Raw genomic sequence first — 16,031 nt, 5'->3', positions numbered from 1 at the left:
TCAGTTCATCTCCTCGTGAGCGAAGTAGAGGGCGAGCCTCATCTCCGCCTCGCATTCGCCTTCGCTCCGCCGTCCCCGCATCTTCAGTTCCTCGATCCGGCTGAGACGGGCCCCGTTCTCCACCCGGTCCAGAAATTCGTAGATCGCGAGGAAGGAACCGGAGACGGTCACCTCCAACGGGAGGGCGCGATAAAGCCGGTATTCCTCCACGCCGAAGGGGGTCAGTTTCTCGATCCGCGTTCCGGTGGACGCGGCCAGGTCGCCGAGTTGCTCCAAAAAGGAATCCAGGTTCAGGTCCCGCGGGAGGAGGGCCTCACTCGCGGCGATCTCGGCCCCCACGCGCCGGATCTCGGCGTCGAGCCGATCCACGCTCCCCTCCGCGTCGGAGAGGATCTGCACCGCCTCCTCGAAGGAGCCCAGTTCGGCGCGGGTTTGGATGTAGGGCTTCACCGCGCGGACCGAAAACAGAAAGGCGGCGCCGGCGATCATCGCCGCCGCGAGCAGCCCGCCGAAAAGGTCCACCTGTTTCGGATCCTTAAACACTTTATACCTCTATTGCTCGCCGCCGCCCGGATCGAGCGCGCAAACGATTTCGAACTCCACGTTTCCGTCGGAGGATCCCTCTTTCTCCAAGACCGAGACGAGGGAGACCGAACCGAACTCGCCGGAGAGCGCCATCTGCCGGATCACCATGCCCACCTCGCGGTGACCCCGCGCCAGACCCTCGATACGAAGATGGGCGGAGCACCCCTTGTCGGTCAGCCCGCCCCAAATTCGGGAATCGTTATAGGGACAAAGGTTCATCTGCATGCCGCTCAGATAGGCGTCCGGCGTGAGCGTCTCCCCCATCTTGACCAGGTACCCGACGGCGGTCCGGTCCCCTCGGATCCGGTCGATCACCTCGCGGTATCGGGCGAGGCGGTCCCGCTCGGCTATGAGGCTCTCGGCGCGTTGCACGCGCTCTTGAAGGAGGGAGTACCGCCCGGTCAGTTTCAGGAGCCGCGCCTCCTCGCCGGCGGCGGCGTGCACCATCCCGATCAGAAGCGCCGTCGCGGCGACCGCGAGAAGGCCGAGCCGCTTCCCCCAAACGCGGAGCCGACGATTGATTCCGCGAGCCGTGAGGGTCTCCGGCGGGATCAGGTCGATGCGCGTCATCGCCCGTTCTCCCCGGGCCAAAGGGCGCAGCCCGCCGCGGTGGCGAAGGCGGCCGCCGTTCCCGATCCGCGGAAACCGGGCAGCCGCAACCCCTCGCTCGGACCGAGCACCGGCATTCCCAACCCCTCCTCGAGGAAGAGCCGGAGCGGGGCGCTCTCCGCCAGAGGACCGGTCAGAATCGCCGCCGCGGTTCCGGCGGGACGGAAGAAGGAGTTGGCGTAGCCGAGACAACCCGAGGCTTCCTGGGCCAGTTCCTGATACTCCGGCTCGAGGACCTGGCGGAGGGCGCCCTTCATCGCCCCGTCCGGACCGGCGTCCTCCTCGTCGTCGTCTTGCCCGGCGATCGGTCCCGGCCCGGCGGTGAGCAGGAGGCGGCTCTGCGCGTCGTCCAGTTCCAGCTCGCCGCGGAGCCTCTCCACGAGGCTGCGGAATCCCCAGGGGAGCATCCTTTCGAGGAGAACGTGGCCGTTCTCGACGACCGAGACGGAAGTCGCTTCCTCGCCGGTGGCGATCAGTAGATGGCGGACACCGGAGGCCGCTCCGTCCACGTGCGGGGCGAGCGCGCAGGCCGGCGTCACCACGCGGTCCGCCCGGAGGCCGATGCGCTCCAGGCGGTCGAGGAGGCCGTCGACCAGATCGCGCCGCGCCGCGAAGACGAGCGCGGGGACCGCGTCGTCGCCGGGGCGCCAAACCTCTTCGGGAGGAACCGCGTAATCGAGCACCGCCCCTTCGATGCGCTCACCCAGATGATCCCGGGCGTGCCGGACGACTTGGGCGTCGAGGGGTTCGGCGTCCGTGGGCCGAAGGGTGAGCGGGAAGATGTCCACCGCCGCCGAGCTGATGGCGCAGACCGCCGGACCGCGCGGAACGCCGCGCCGGCGCGCCTCGTCACGAGCGCGGCGGACGGCGCTTCTCCCTCCGCCGCCGTCGCTCCCCTCTCCGTCCGGGCCGAGGGCCGCGAAGGACCAGGCCTCATCGCCGGAACGGCCCCGGCGGCTCGCGACGCGGATCCAGTCGTCCCCCGCCTCCACGCCCACCGCGGTCTTCGCGGAGCGCGCGTGGAATCGGAGAAGACCGAAAATTTCCGCCGGTGCCGCTGGAGTCGTCATCGTCGGTTCACCACGCCGTCGACCCGGAAGGAAACGCCTCCGGGCCGATGCGGGAACGACGGCGCCGCCGGCTCGGGACCGGCGGCGCCGCAACGGTTTCTTCCATCAAACGTCGAGCGCCGAACCGTCGATCTAGTTCGTGTCGTGCGAACCGTCGTTCGCGATCAGCCGGCCGGTCTTGATGTAGAACTTCCAACCGCCCGACCCGCCGGACGCCACGCTCGTGATGTCCGTCTCGGCGATGTCGCAGACCACGTCCGCCGTGCTGTTGAACGGGTTCAACGGCAGACTCCCCCGCTTGATGTAGGGGCCGTACTTGTACGTGGCGTCTTTCTCGGTGTCCGTCTTGCCCGTGATCGAGCTGTAGAGCGTCAGCTGATTCACGAAGGCCGTCTGGGCTTCGGCCGCCGACCCGACCGCCGTGCCGTCGGTGTGCTTCTTCTCGCCCGGATACACGCCGCCGTGCTGGTGGTAGTAAAGCTCGATCGCGTTCCGCAGCTCCGAGAGGCTCATGTCCAAAGACGAGAGCTTGGCGTCCTCGGTGCTGCTGGTGAACTGCGGAATCGCGATCGCCGCGATCACCCCGAGGATGATGACAACGATCAGCAGCTCGACCAGAGTGAATCCCGACCGTTTGTCGTGAGTGCGCGTCATGAAATCCTTCCTCCTTGCGACGTTCCGTCCTTGCGCACGTGTCGCATCCACCGATTCGATGGAAGAAACCGTCCGTTCCCCCTGTTCATCCCGGTCCCGCGCGGACTTCCCGTGGCGGGATCCGACGCACGACCGGGCTAATGCACCGCCCGAGACATCCTCATGATCGGCAGGATGAAAGCCATGGCGACGAAGCCCACCATCAATCCCATGACCACGAGCATGACCGGTTCGAGCATGATGCTGAGCCGGCGGATATTGCTCTCCAGGTCCTCCTTGTAGCGTTCCGCCAACTTAGCCATCACGATGTCCAACGCCCCCGACGCCTCCCCCGTGGAAACCATCAGCTTGACCGTCTCCGGCAGGAAGGGCGCCTCCTGAAAGGCTTGGGCCATCCCGCGCCCCGCCCGCACCTGCTGCTCCAGCTTCCCGAAGAACTCCCGGTAGTAGGCGTTCCGCACCACCTGGCGGGCGATGCCGATCGCCTCGAGATGGGGAACCCGGCAGCTCAGCAACAGGCCGAGGCTCGAAAACATTTGATACATATAGGTCTGGGTGGTCAGATCGCCCAAGAAGGGCGTGCCGATCTTGAGCCGGTCCCAAACCCGCTGCACTCGCTCCGTTTTCCACAGCCGATAGCCCGCCAGGGCCGTCACACCGGCTATCGGAAGAAGGAGCCACCAACTTGAGCGAATCAGGTCGGCGAAACCGAGCAGCATCGACGTCGCCCGGGGGAGATCGTTCCCCAGAGCGTCGAAAATCTCCGAAAACTTGGGAACCATGTAGGTGAGGAGGAAGATCACCGTCCCCACCATAATCGTCGACAGGACCATCGGATAGGTCATCGCCTCGCGGAGCCGGTTCCGGAGCTGGCGCCGCACCTCCAGGATGCCGCCGACCCGGACGAGGCTCTCCTGCAACGCCCCGCTCGCCTCGCCGGCCCGCACCAGGCTGATGTAGAGGCTGTCGAACACCTTCGGGTGCTTCTGGAGACAGCTGGAGAGGTCGCTCCCCTCTTCGAGCCTGTCGTGCACGTTGCCGAGCACCTTCCGGAGCGGCGGAGACGCCACCTGTCTCGAGAGGGCTTCCACCGACGGCACGAGACCGTTGCCGGTCTCGATGAGGAGGGCGAGTTGCTGCGTGAAGAGAACCAGCTCCTGCAGCCCCACGTTCTTCGGCTCCATGAGGTGGATCTGATTGAGCCGGTCGAAGAACTGCGCGGCGCCGCCCCTCTCTCCTTTCGCGGCGGCCGGGCCGCCCGCCGGCGTCGCCGGAAGGCGTTGCGCTCTCTCCGCCGTTCCCTTGCCGCCGCCCTTCTCGGGGGCGTTCACGTTTTGCGCGATTTCGATCGCCATTTCCGCTCTCCTCACACAAAAGATCGGAATTTCCCCCTCCGGACTTTAGGGGCTTCGGAGCGGACCAATTCCTTGCCGGAAAAGGGCTTGGAGGGGACGGGGACCAGCACCCGGAGAGTGATGGTCAAGCCGCGGCCCCGCGGGGCCGATCAGAGAGAGGAAGAACTGTATCGCCCGAGGCGGCAAGCGGTTCGCCGGGCGGAGCGAAACGAGAAAAACGATGAAGAGGGCGAAAAATCGGAGGAGGAGGGGGGCGGCGGCCTCGGGGAGCCGGGGCGCGTCCTACGTGGCGGTGCTCGTTCTCGTGACGGCCCTCTCGGCGACCGCTCTCGCCTTCGTGAACCGCGTCGGCCTGCAGACGGGCTCCGCCCATCAAGAATGGGAACAGACCCAAGCGGACTATCTGGCCCACGCGGCGATCAATCACGCCATGTGGCGGTTGCTGCACGATCCCGTTTTCGTCGCCACCGCGGACCCCAACAAATACACCATGCACGACTATAACTTTCACAACGTCCTCGGCGGACGTTACGGCTATATGGTGCGGCCCCACACGGACCACACTTTCGCCACGATCGCGGCGATCGGGATTTTCGGTGATTGCATCGCCGAGAGACGCCATGTGATCTGCATCGATGACTAGAATCCCGACAATCGTTTGGGAAACGGCGGGGTGCGCGGCGCGGGGGGCGGGCCGGAGGTCGAGTGAGATGAAAGGCGCGACGAAAAGCGGAGAGGGAATGCGAGCCCGCCGCGCATGCGGCTTCACGCTCGCCGAAACGGCGGCGACCGTCGCGGTGATCGGCGTGGTGGCCGCCGTCGCGCTCCCCTTCTACTCCGGATTTCTAAAGGACACGCACCTCGATAACGCGGCGGAGGAAGTGGAAAGCGCGTTTATTTACGCGAGGACTACGGCTATACGGACAGGACTCCCGTGCCGGATCACTTTCGACGTGGAGACGGACTCGATGATCGTGGAGAGGATCGTCCCCGACCCGGCGGTGTTGGACACGAACCGCACCTATCTGACCCGCGCGGAGGCGCAGACCCGTTTCTACACGCCGGCGGAGCATCCCCTCCGCCCCGACAGGAGCTACAGGGTCCCCTTCCCGTCCGTTCCCCGCTTCGGAGGCGCCGAGATCGCCGGCGCCGATTTCGACGGCGCGGACACGGTCGCCTTCGACCCCTTCGGGAACGCTTCGGCCACGGGATTCGTCCGGGTGGCCCTCGGCGGGGACACCGTCGTTGTCGGCCTCCTCGAATGGGGCGGGGAAATCAAGGAGTTGGAGAAAATCATCGCCAAGGACTGATGAGAGAACGGGGAAGCACAGAAAAGTGAAAAACGCGGGAGAGATGAAGAGGCGCGGACGGCGGCGACGAGTCGCGAGAGGCTTCACACTGGTCGAGGCGGTCCTCTCCATGACCATACTCGGCCTCACCGCCGCGGCGCTCTTCGGCGTCTACGCCTCCGGCCTGCAGGCGATGGAAGAGACGATGCTGCAATCCGAGTTCGAGTCCGCCGCCCGGAGCCGGATGGAGAAGCTTCTCGCTTATAAGTTCGAGCGTCTTTGGGGCGGCGAGGAAACGGTCACGATCGACGGGGACTCCTACACCGTCCGTTGGTGGTCCTCCCCGATGGATATGAACGGCGACTACAACCCGGAGAGCGACGCCAAGCAGGTGTTCGTCCAGTGCGAGGACGTGATCTTCTCGACGATCGTTTTCGACGGGCTTCCCTACCGGATCAAGATCTAGGAGGATGGCCACGCCCATGCGCCGCCGCGGAAAGCGCCCGACCGGCTTCACCCTCGTCGAGGTGGTGATCGCCACCGCCATTCTCGGCATCCTCGCCGTGGGCCTCTCCCGGATGGTGCAATCCCAATTACAGGTGCGCGAGACGGAGAGAAGCGTCCTCGACACCTACCGGGAGGGGCGCGCCGCGATGGCCCGCATGACCCGCGACGTGCGCGTCTGCACGCAGCTCATGATCCCCAACGGCCACAACCCCACCCGGGACATCCTCGCCGTCGCCGGTTTCCACAACGACGACGACGACTACTACTTCAACGACATCCTCTTCCCGCGCGTCGACGAGGATCCCAAGAATGACGTCGGCGACGACGGCAAACCGGGGATCAAAGGCTATGACGACGACGGGGACGGCTGGATCGACATGAGCGGCAACGATGAGGACGACGACGAGGATTACTACGAAACCTACACCAAGAACGAGGACCCGGTGGACGGATTCGACAACGACCACGACGGGACCATCGACGAGGACTACGGCGCCGACATCAACAACGACTACGATGACGGGATCAATGGTTGGGACGACGACGGGGACGGGGGCGTCGACAACGGCGAAGGGAGGGAGGACGACGACGAGGACGACAAGAAAAACGAGGACCCGGTGGACGCCCTCATCTTTCAATTCAACCCGGACTCCAGCCGCGTCGAGGAGGTCCACACCTGGGACCAAGAGACGGGCGTCCTCTGCGATCATGTCACCGGCTTCAGTACCGTCTATTACTACGACAACTACTATACCTACCCGTACATCGAGATCACCCTCACCCTCACCGCCGACAACGGCCGTGTCTTCACATTCTCCGAGAGGGTCTACCCGGAGAACACCGTCCAAAAGATCGGCAGGCGCGTGTACTGAGCCGCGCGCCGTTCCTACCGTTCGATTCTTTCCCATCCCCGTCGCCCGCACACGTTCCCGTTCCCCTGCACGGTTCTTCCCGTCGATCCGCGTTTCGTGTGCGGGTACGTGAACGAGTACGGGTGCGGGAACGAAAAGAGCTTGCGGAGGCGTAGCCATCGCTAAGGTGGAGGAAGCGACGGCGGAAACGCGATGGTGCAGCCCGGGATTCGAGCCCGCAGCAGGAAGACGACGGGAATGCCGGGCCGGCCCGGATTTCTCGTCGTCTTTCGTAGCGAGGGATCGTGGCCCGTGGCGAAACATCGCGTTGGACGAGGAGCTTGCGGAGGCGTAGCCATCGCTACGGTGGAGGAAGCGACGGCGGAAACGCGATGGTGCCGCCCGGGATTCGAGCCCGCAGCAGGAAGACGACGGGAACTCCGGGCTAATCCGTTCCCACCCGGCGGGCCACCTCCTCCAGCGTGGTCTTTCCTTCGAGCACCATCCGGATTCCCTCGGAGCGGAGGGTGGGGAGGTCGTTGCGGGTTTGGTAGCGGCGGATCTCCTCCAGCGACGGATTCTTGAGGAGCAGATCCTGGAAGTCGTTGTCGCCGACGAGCAGCTCGTAGATCCCGAGACGGCCGCGGTAGCCCGAGTCGAAACAGACCGGGCAGCCGCGACCCCGCCGGAGCCGCAGCTTGGTGTCTTCCGCGGCACCGAGCGCTTCCCTCTCCACCGGCGTCGGATAGTACGGCGACGCGCAATCCGGACAGATGGTGCGGACCAGCCGCTGTCCGATCACGCCGATCAGCGACGGCGCCAGCAGGTACGCCTCGATCCCGATCTCCAGAAGACGGCTGATGGAACTGGCCGAGTCGTTGGTGTGCATCGTCGAGAGCACCAGATGCCCGGTGAGCGCCGCTTGCACGGCGATCTGCGCCGTCTCGGCGTCCCGGATCTCCCCCACCATCAGGATGTCCGGGTCCTGCCGGAGCGTGTGCTTGAGGATCCGCGCGAAACTGAGGCCGATCTCCTCCCGCACCTGATTCTGATTGATGATCTCGAACTGATACTCCACCGGATCCTCGATCGTCACGATGTTCTTCTCGATGCAGTTCAGTTCCTTGAGGCCGCCGTAGAGGGTGGTGGTCTTCCCGCTCCCCGTCGGCCCGGTCACCAGGATCAGCCCGTGGGGCCGCGCGAGCAGCGCCCGGAAGGCGGTGAGGGTGCTCTCGCTGAACCCCAGCTGGTCGAGGCTGAGAACGCCCTTCTCCTTGTCCAGCACGCGGAGCACCACCTTCTCGCCGAGCACGCCCGGCAGCGTGCTGAGCCTGAGGTCCACGGTCCGGCCGAGGGCGCACACCTGGATACGGCCGTCCTGCGGGAGCCGCCTCTCGGCGATGTCCAGATTCGCCATCAGCTTCAGACGCGAAAGAACCGGCGCGAGAAGGTCGTGGCGCTGGCGCATCACCTCGTAAAGCACGCCGTCGATCCGGAAACGGACCCGGAAGAACTTGTGCTCCGGTTCGATATGGATGTCGCTCGCCTTCTCCTTGACCGCCTTCAGAATGACCTGGTTGACCAGGTTGATGATCGGGCTCTCGCCCGCCATCTGGGCGATGTCCTCCACCGGGCTGTCGCTCTCCACCGAAACGAGTTCCAGCTCTCCCTCATCGAGGGGCGGGAGGACCTCCTCGATGGACCCTCCCTCATCGAGCCCGTAGGATTCGTCGATCATCTTGAGGATGTCTTCGCGATTGCTGACCACCGGCTGGATCTCGCAGCCCGTCATCTTGCGGATCACGTCGAGAACGAAGATCCGGTTCGGGTCGCCGATGGCGAGGGTGAGTTTGTTGTGGACCTTGAAGAGGGGGAGGACTTCGTAGAGTTTCGCCTTCTCCTGCGGCACCAGATCGACGATCCGCGGATCGACGAGCCCCTTGCGGAGACGGAAGTAAGGGAGCCCGGAGCGCTCCGCCAACGCACGGGCGATGTCCTCGACGGTGACGTACTTCTTCTCGACGAGGACCTCGCCCAGGCGCCGGCCGGACCGCCGGTTGATGGCGAGCGCTTCTTCTTTCTGTTCTTCCGTGATCAGACCCTGCTCGACGAGCAGGTTGCCGAGCAGGACCCGTCGCGTGGCGGGTTGAACGGTCACAAGAAACTCCTGCCGGCGTTTTCGATGTCCTCGTACACGGGGATGACCTGGTCGAGCCGGGTGAGGGCGAGGATGTCCTTGCAGACCGGGCTCACATTGGCGAGGCGGAGCGATCCGCCCGCGTCGCGCATCTCCGTCGAGAGGTCCTGCAGGAACTCCAGGCCGCCGCTGTCGATGGAGGGAACGCGGCGGCAGTCGATCACCAGGTTCGCCGAGCCGCCCGCGCCCGCCGACCGGACGCTCTCCCGAATGCTCTCCAGGTTCTCCTCCGTCAGCGAGCCGTCCGGCGTGAGATAGGTCGCCGCTCCCAGTTCCCTCGTCTTAACCTTCATGGATTCCTCCGATCGGGACGGGCTGGGCGCCGCCCGGTTCCGGAGACTCCACCGCGCCGTCGGCGGCCAGTTCCAGAAAGACGCGGACCATCTCCGGGTCCAGCTGAGTGCCCGCGACGGAACGGATGATATCCACCGCCTTCTCGTGGGATCCCGCCGGGCGATAGGGCCGGGCGGTCGTGATCGCGTCGTAGGTGTCCGCCACGGCGATGATCCTTCCGTCCAGGGGGATCTTCTCGCCGGCGAGCCCGTCCGGGTAGCCCCTCCCGTCGTAGCGCTCATGGTGGTGCCGAATGCCGGGGAGGATGTTGCTGAGCTGCGCGATCGGCTCCAGCATGCGGACCCCCGCGCCGGGGTGGGTCTTCACGATCTCGTATTCCTCGTCGGTCAGGCGTCCCGGCTTCAGGAGCACCTTGTCGTTGATCGCGATCTTCCCCACGTCGTGAAGAAGCGCCGCCCAGGAAAGGTCCTGGATCCGCGGGGCGGGGAAACCGAGCCGGTTTCCGATCAGAAGGGAGATGCGGAACACGCGCTCCGAATGACCGCGGGTGTACTCGTCCTTCGCCTCGATGGTGTTCACCAGGCTCCGCACCACGTTGAAGAGGAGCTGTCGCAGCTCCATGTACAGTTCCCGTGTCGTGGCGGTGTTGGAGAGTTCCGCCACCAATCCCTCCAGGAGGCGGATCTCCCCGGTCTCCAGCTCGCTTTCGGAGAGGGTGCGGAAGAGACCGGCGTACCCCGCTACCTCGCTTTGCACCCAGAGCGGGATCAGCACGTACTCCACGCGCCCGTAAGGGGAATCCACCAGGTTCCGGAAACGGACGTTCCGCTCGGCGTCTCCCGGTTTCACGTCCCGGGCGAGGTCGGCGTAGATCTTCTTGAGGACGTTGGGGTTGTCGGTCAACCAAAGGAGGCATTCCGGCAGGATCAAACCGGGGCCGGCGCTCCAGGAGAGAACGTCCTCGCGCGGGAAGTACTGGACCAGAAGGCGGTTCTCGAGTATGTCCGCCGTCTCCTCGAGGAGGCGGCGCGCGTTCCCCTCGAAGCTGTCGTTCGGGCGAATCACGCGGGCGAACCGGTAAAGGAGATCGACCTGGTCGTAGGACTGGGCCAGGTCGTCGGTCATCCGTTGGATTTCCCGCTCGAGGCCGTAGCGCTCGCCGACCACGCCGGCGAGGCTGTCCAGGAAGGGCGCCAGCCGCTTTCGATTTTCACGGGTGACCACGCTCCCCAGCGTTCCCTCTCCGCCGTCGATCGTCGCGACGGAGCCCGGCGCGCCGGCCGCGGCCGGTGTCCCCGCGCCCCCTCGGGGGAAGGACAGGATCACGTCGCCGTCGGCGTCCAGCACCGCGAGCGGAACGTCGACGGCTTCCGACAGACGGCTGAACAGATCGGCGCAACCTTCACGGATGAATCCCGCGAAATCGTCGCGCTTCGGATCCGTCATTTCCCCCTCCATCTCCCCGGTCTTCACTCGCCCGCGACTCCCACCATCAACCGCCGCCGTACCAGACGCAGCAGATGCCGGGGTCCGACCGGTTTCTCCACGAGCTGTATGTTGTCGAAACGCTCGACCCAGGACCGCTCGTCCTCATGGGCGCGCGAAGTGACGATGAAGATGAACTCCGGGAGGTGGGTTTTTTCCTCGGCGAGGGCTTCGCAGAGCCGCCGGCCGTCCATCCTCGGCATGTGGAGATCGCTGATCAGGATGTCGTAGAGTTCGTCGCGGCGTATTTTCTCCAGCGCCTCCTGGCCGTTGGAGGCCGTGGCGACCGTGAATCCGGCCCGTTCGAAGTTGCGCACCAGGATCCGCCGTACGCTGGAGTCATCGTCCACGATGAACGCCCGCAAGTTCTCCACTGCCTTTCCCCCCGTTGGTCCGGACCGCTCCGGTTGATGCATGCGCCGGTCGCTCGTATTCGCCTAGGTCATGGTCTCCACGACGTCCAGGCGGGCGCCGGCTTCCTTGATGGGAAGTCGAAAACGGAACCGGGTGCCGGCCCCGACTTCGCTCTCCACGGTGATTTCGCCCTCGTGGGCTTCCACGATCTCCTTGACCAGCGAAAGGCCCAAGCCGGAACCGTTCAGCTTGCGCACCTCTTCCTGTTCCGACCGGTAAAAACGCTCCCAGATCTTGTCCAGCGCCCCCTCGGGAATGCCGAAGCCGGTGTCCTGCACCTCCACCTCGATCGCGCCGTCCCCTTCTTGTGCGCTGACCGTGATCTCCCCCCCCTCGGGCGTGTACTTGATCGCGTTGGAGATCAGGTTGTTGATCGCCACGCCGAGGAGGTCCTTGTCGCCGGCGAGGGCCGGGAGGTACTCTGGCACTCGGACGGTGAAGCGTTGCGCCTTCCCCTCCGCCTGGCGCCGGAGCGACTCGGACTGCTCCTTCAGCAGCGCCGCGGGCTTGATGAAGGAGAATCGGACCGACAGGTTCCCCATCTGGATCCGCGAAAGCTGGAGCAGGTTGGAGATGAGCTGCGCCATCCGCGTCGTCTCGGCGTTCAGCGTGTTGCAGAAATCCTTCCGCTCCTCCGGCGTGAGATCCTCCCCCTCGGCCAGTTCCTCGACGAAGGTGATCACCGTGTTCAAAGGCGCTTTCAGCTCGTGGGTCACCTGAGAGAGAAACTCCGCTTGGGCCCGCTGGGAGGCTTCCTGGGCGGTGACGTCCCGCATCGTGTAGAGCGTTCCCGCCGTCCGTTCGCCCGCGGCGAGAGGGATCCGGCTGAAGAGGATATTCCTCTCCCGCGCCCCCTTCTCGACGGGAAGGACGGTCCGGCCGGTCTTCTCGGCCTCGCGCACGAGCCGCCGGAACTCGGGATGGCCCTCCAATTCCCGCACGCCCGCTCCGTCGTCGTTAATACCCAAATAGTTCAACGCCCGGCGATTGACGAGCACCACGTTCTTCAACAGATCGGTGACGATCAGGCCGTCCGGGAAGGCGTCGAGGATCATCTCCATCCGTTTCTTCTCGTAGTTGAGGAGCCGGGACTTGATGATCAGCTCGTCCTTGACGCGGGTAAGCGCCGTGACTCGCGTGACGGTCATGTCCATGATCCCCGACTCGTCGCCCGTCTCGTTTTCGTCCTCCGCGGCGGCGTTCTTCTCCTCGCACTCGAGCGCGCCGGCGAGGCGGTTCATAAAATCCGAGGCGGGGCGCATCGCCCAGCGGATGGTCCCCTGGGTGACCAGAGTGAAGGCGAGCAGCAGGAGGCCGGCGGGAAGAAGCATGCGGACCCAGTCGGCGGAGAGGCCGGTCGAATCCGGATCGGGCAACAGGAGTGCCGCCGTTCCCTCGACGCCCTCCGCCCCGAGAAGCGGATGCAGGATCACCCGCCCGCCGCTTTCGCCGAAGAGTTCCATCGACAGAAGGGCGCTCTCCCGCTCGCCGATCGGGCCGATCGGGAGCGGTGTGCCGAGCGAGGACCCGGCGAGAGAGACATCGGTGTGCGCGACGATAAGCCCCGTGTCGTCCACGATCGCGGCGGCGCGCAGGTCCCCGCCACGGGTGGCGCATTCGAGCACGCGAAGGAGCCGCGCCGAGTCACCGGCGGAGTAGTCCGGCCCCGCGGCCTGCGCCAGCAGTTGCGCCAGCGAGTGGCTCTTGGAGGTGAGCCTCTTCGACTCCTCCATGCTCTCCCCTCGCTGCAACAGCCAGGTCGTTCCCACGGCGAGAATGAGAAGCGCCGCTCCTTGCAGGAACACCCATCGCATAGGAAAATTCGCCGTCCGCAGTCCCCACCGCGTTCCACCGCGGGCGTCCGTCGTTTTTTTATTTTTCTCGTGATGCAATTCGATGATCTCCCGCACTCGGCCGTCGTTCGTCGCAAAGGACTGTTCGCGAGAGAGATGCCGCAAAACCGGGGACGTTGCGGTCTCCCGCGGGTTGTCTTCTAACGGTATCGGCAGGAAGGGCTTTCCTCTCCACCCCCGGGGCGCATCGGGCGCCGTGAGGACGGGGAAACTCCCCCGGGGGGAGAGGAGCGCCGGCGGGCGCTTCGCGCCCTTTCGGGGAATGCGCGGAGGGCGCGAGAGGCCGAGGGGACGGAGCGCGGAAAGGGAAGAAAAGAAAAGACCGGGTGAAAAAGGGTCGTTTTTTGGAAAGCGGTCCGCCGCGGGAATCGGCCGCCGCCTTTATCGATCGTTTTCTTCGGACCGGAGGAAAACGTCCAGTTCGTCGAGAGTGATCCACTCGTATCGGATCACGCCGTGGTCCCAGACGAAACTCCCGACGCGATGATTCAGAAGAAAGCGGCACCGGGCTCCGTGGGGCGTTTCGGAGAGGGAATCGGCATAGGCGTGGAGCCGTTTCTCGTGGCCGAAGCGGGAGAAGTTGCTCGTCATGGTCCACTCCCGGACGAGGCGGGGCTCCTCGGCGAGGACGCGGCCGAGCTCCTCCGCCGAGATCGGCGCGGGAACGTCCCGGTTCGTGCGGATGAAAATCGCCGACACCTTTTCGCGGGGAGTCCCCTCGCGCGCCAGGCGCGACAGATCCGCGTCGCCCGGCCTCGCGGCGACACCGAACACGACCTCGAAGAGGGCGATCAGGAGGAGCGCGATGTGCGGGAAAAACCGGCGCGGCGCGCTTCGCCCTCTTTCCTCGATTCTCGGCGCCCGCTCACCAGCCGTCATGCTACCAAACCCTCCGGAGCAGGACTAAAAGCTCCGCGGAGTTCAGGACCCAGAAGAAGAGGAGCGCCGCCCATGCCGCTGCGATCGTCCACCGCTCCGCCGCACGGAGGCGCCCCTCCCCTCCCGCGAGGGTCCGCCCGGCGAGCACGATCAGGACCGGCAGCACGGGCACGCGGAAACGGGACGCGCCGACGAGAAGACCGGCGGTGAGAAAGAGCGCCGCCGGAAGGAGCGCGAGAATCCACCCGTCCCGCCGCCGGACGGCGTGGAAGATCCCGGGGACGGCAAGAGCCGTCACGGCGGCGGAGGCGAAGAGCGCGAAAAGGACGAAGGCGCGGCGCACCGGCCCGGCGCTCAGGATGCCGGGGTACAGGCGGAGCGCGTAGTGGCGCACCGGATTGGACGTCGGGGAGAGATAGTCGGCGATCCGTTTGACTCGGGAGCGGAGCACGTAACCCGGGTTCGCCCGGGCGAATCGGATCCCGGCGGCCGTGTCCTCCCGGGATCGGTCGATGATGTTCATCGCTTCGGAGCGCTTCCACGCGGGAGGGGGCGAGCCGAGGAAGGGGCCCGCGACGCGCCGGTTGGCGCGGACCATGTCGGCGATCATGTCCGACGGATAATCCAGGTTGCGATACGTGCCGTTCAGTCCGACGTAGCAATTCATGCCGAGAGTGGCGCCGACCGGCTGCCACCTCCCGTAGACGGAGTGATTGCGGATCGTCCAGGGGAGGATCACGACGAGAACGGCGAGCGCGGTGAGCGCCGCGCCGCGGGCGCCGGCGCCGCGTCTTCCCGCGCCTTCCCGGAGAAAAAGCCAGAGCAGGATCACCGCGACGAGGGGGAGCGCCCCTTCTTTTACGAGGAGCGCGCCGCCGAAAAGGAAACCGCCGAGAAGGAGCCGGACGTCCCCCCGCGCGCCCGGCGCGGGCGCGACGTTCGGGCCGGCGATCAGGGCGAAGGCGGAGAAGAAGAGAGCGAGGAAGAGCGTCTCCGGCCAGAGGGTGTGGGTGTAGCCGATGAGGGGCGGATAGAGCGCCCAAACCCAGAGGGCGGCGCGGGCGGCGCGGCGATCGAAGAACCGGAGACCCAACCGATAAACCGATGCGCCGATCACGCCGGAGAGAAGAACCTGGACCGCCTTGGCCGCGAGGACGCCGCCCCCACCGGCGGCGCGGAGAAAGAGCGAGAGAAAGAAGGGATATCCGGGCGGCCAGAGAAAGCGGACCCAATCGGAGTAGACGCCGAAGCGGTTCCAGCAGGCCGCCAGATAGAGATAGGTGGACTCGTCGGCGTGGGGCTCGATATGGGGGGCGAGGAGGAGGAAGAGGAGCCGCACCCCCACGCCGAGCGCCGCGATCGCGATCCAGGAAACACGCAAAAGGCTCCGCCCTCCCTCCGCGCGGCGGGCCGCCCGCGCGCCTCGCCGCCGAACCGATTATATCGCCTTCGGTTGGCGGTCTCAATCTCCGGCCGTCGCCGCGGCCCGGACGATTTTCATTGACCCGCGACCGTTTCTTGCCGCATCAACAAGTCGGGGCTCGAACGCAGGAGGGAGAACCATGAAGGGAAAAAGGTTCTGGATCGCGTCGGCGGTGCTCTTCATCGTCTGGATGATCCTCGACTATCTCTTCCACGAGGTCCTTCTCGGCGACGCCTATCGAGCGACGCCCGGCCTGTGGAGATCGCCGGAGGAGATGTCCCGCCTGATGCCGCTCATGGGGCTCGGGACGCTGATCTACTGCGTCTTCTTCGTCTTCGTTTTCAGCAAGGGACGTGAGGGGAAGGGAATCCGCGAGGGGCTCCGCTTCGGCCTTTCTATCGGCATCCTGTTCAGCGCGCCGATGGCGATCGGGAGCTACGTCTCCATGCCGCTGACCGGCTGGCTCGCCGGCATGTGGTTCGTGATCGGCATGGTGGAGAACCTGGTGGGCGGGGCGATCACCGCGGCGATCTACCGGCCGCCGGGATCCTGAGCGAGGGAAGGCA

At 65.7% G+C, this 16,031-nt stretch carries 17 protein-coding genes; 5 read left to right on the top strand and 12 right to left on the bottom strand.

Translation table 11 applies throughout. The features are described 5' to 3' along the window. The 5 genes from pilO to JW958_10550 all read right to left on the bottom strand — a co-directional run bounded on the left by pilO (position 1) and on the right by JW958_10550 (position 4,273). Complete coding sequence (gene pilO, locus JW958_10570; protein MBN1826701.1) at positions 1-543, bottom strand: type 4a pilus biogenesis protein PilO; 543 nt, start codon at positions 541-543, stop codon at positions 1-3. Positions 544-552: 9 nt separating this feature from the next. Continuing rightward, positions 553-1,155, bottom strand: coding sequence for a PilN domain-containing protein (locus tag JW958_10565; GenBank protein ID MBN1826700.1), 603 nt, complete (start codon positions 1,153-1,155; stop codon positions 553-555). After that, positions 1,152-2,264 carry a hypothetical protein gene (locus JW958_10560; GenBank protein ID MBN1826699.1) on the bottom strand — a complete coding sequence of 371 codons (1,113 nt, stop codon included), beginning with the start codon at positions 2,262-2,264 and terminating at the stop codon, positions 1,152-1,154. The genes JW958_10565 and JW958_10560 overlap by 4 nt, the downstream gene beginning before the upstream one ends. Positions 2,265-2,396: 132 nt before the next feature. Then, complete coding sequence (locus JW958_10555) at positions 2,397-2,918, bottom strand: type II secretion system protein (GenBank protein MBN1826698.1); 522 nt, start codon at positions 2,916-2,918, stop codon at positions 2,397-2,399. 137 nt (positions 2,919-3,055) lie between these two features. Continuing rightward, complete coding sequence (locus JW958_10550; GenBank protein ID MBN1826697.1) at positions 3,056-4,273, bottom strand: type II secretion system F family protein; 1,218 nt, start codon at positions 4,271-4,273, stop codon at positions 3,056-3,058. Positions 4,274-4,493: 220 nt separating this feature from the next. Here JW958_10550 and JW958_10545 point away from each other — a divergent pair, with 220 nt between their 5' ends. From JW958_10545 to JW958_10530, 4 genes are all read left to right on the top strand, one after another. Further along, on the top strand, positions 4,494-4,916 hold the full coding sequence (locus JW958_10545; protein ID MBN1826696.1) for a hypothetical protein: 423 nt from the start codon (positions 4,494-4,496) through the stop codon (positions 4,914-4,916). 67 nt (positions 4,917-4,983) lie between these two features. Continuing rightward, positions 4,984-5,583, top strand: a complete 600-nt coding sequence (locus tag JW958_10540; protein ID MBN1826695.1) for a hypothetical protein — start codon at positions 4,984-4,986, stop codon at positions 5,581-5,583. 43 nt (positions 5,584-5,626) lie between these two features. Continuing rightward, positions 5,627-6,028, top strand: coding sequence for a type II secretion system protein (locus JW958_10535; GenBank protein ID MBN1826694.1), 402 nt, complete (start codon positions 5,627-5,629; stop codon positions 6,026-6,028). Between the two features lie 16 nt (positions 6,029-6,044). After that, entirely contained in the window at positions 6,045-6,941 is an 897-nt protein-coding gene (locus JW958_10530; protein ID MBN1826693.1) for a prepilin-type N-terminal cleavage/methylation domain-containing protein, read from the top strand. 424 nt (positions 6,942-7,365) lie between these two features. On the opposite strand, the gene tadA is transcribed toward JW958_10530, so the two are convergent. From tadA to JW958_10495, 7 genes are all read right to left on the bottom strand, one after another. Further along, positions 7,366-9,078: a Flp pilus assembly complex ATPase component TadA gene (tadA, locus tag JW958_10525; GenBank protein MBN1826692.1), complete on the bottom strand. Its 1,713-nt coding sequence runs from the start codon at positions 9,076-9,078 to the stop codon at positions 7,366-7,368. Beyond that, a complete protein-coding gene (locus JW958_10520) occupies positions 9,075-9,410 on the bottom strand; it encodes an STAS domain-containing protein (GenBank protein MBN1826691.1) in 336 nt (111 codons plus the stop codon). Before JW958_10520 ends, tadA begins: the two co-directional genes overlap by 4 nt. Continuing rightward, the gene (locus tag JW958_10515; GenBank protein MBN1826690.1) at positions 9,400-10,857 is read right to left on the bottom strand and encodes an HD-GYP domain-containing protein; all 1,458 of its coding nucleotides are present in this window, start codon (positions 10,855-10,857) and stop codon (positions 9,400-9,402) included. The genes JW958_10520 and JW958_10515 overlap by 11 nt, the downstream gene beginning before the upstream one ends. 23 nt (positions 10,858-10,880) lie before the next feature. Continuing rightward, positions 10,881-11,270: a response regulator gene (locus tag JW958_10510; protein ID MBN1826689.1), complete on the bottom strand. Its 390-nt coding sequence runs from the start codon at positions 11,268-11,270 to the stop codon at positions 10,881-10,883. Positions 11,271-11,333: 63 nt separating this feature from the next. Beyond that, positions 11,334-13,124, bottom strand: a complete 1,791-nt coding sequence (locus JW958_10505; GenBank protein ID MBN1826688.1) for a PAS domain-containing protein — start codon at positions 13,122-13,124, stop codon at positions 11,334-11,336. Between the two features lie 420 nt (positions 13,125-13,544). After that, on the bottom strand, positions 13,545-14,042 hold the full coding sequence (locus tag JW958_10500; GenBank protein MBN1826687.1) for a hypothetical protein: 498 nt from the start codon (positions 14,040-14,042) through the stop codon (positions 13,545-13,547). Between the two features lies 1 nt (position 14,043). Continuing rightward, positions 14,044-15,423 carry a glycosyltransferase family 39 protein gene (locus JW958_10495; GenBank protein MBN1826686.1) on the bottom strand — a complete coding sequence of 460 codons (1,380 nt, stop codon included), beginning with the start codon at positions 15,421-15,423 and terminating at the stop codon, positions 14,044-14,046. Positions 15,424-15,604: 181 nt separating this feature from the next. On the opposite strand from JW958_10495, the gene JW958_10490 reads away from it, so the two are divergent. Beyond that, positions 15,605-16,018, top strand: coding sequence for a hypothetical protein (locus tag JW958_10490; protein MBN1826685.1), 414 nt, complete (start codon positions 15,605-15,607; stop codon positions 16,016-16,018). Positions 16,019-16,031 lie beyond the last annotated feature (13 nt).

This window comes from Candidatus Eisenbacteria bacterium (genome assembly GCA_016930695.1).
Lineage (GTDB): Bacteria > Orphanbacterota > Orphanbacteria > Orphanbacterales > Orphanbacteraceae > JAFGGD01.
Note: the sequence above shows the minus strand (reverse complement) of the source record. Positions and strands in the feature narration are given on the sequence as shown.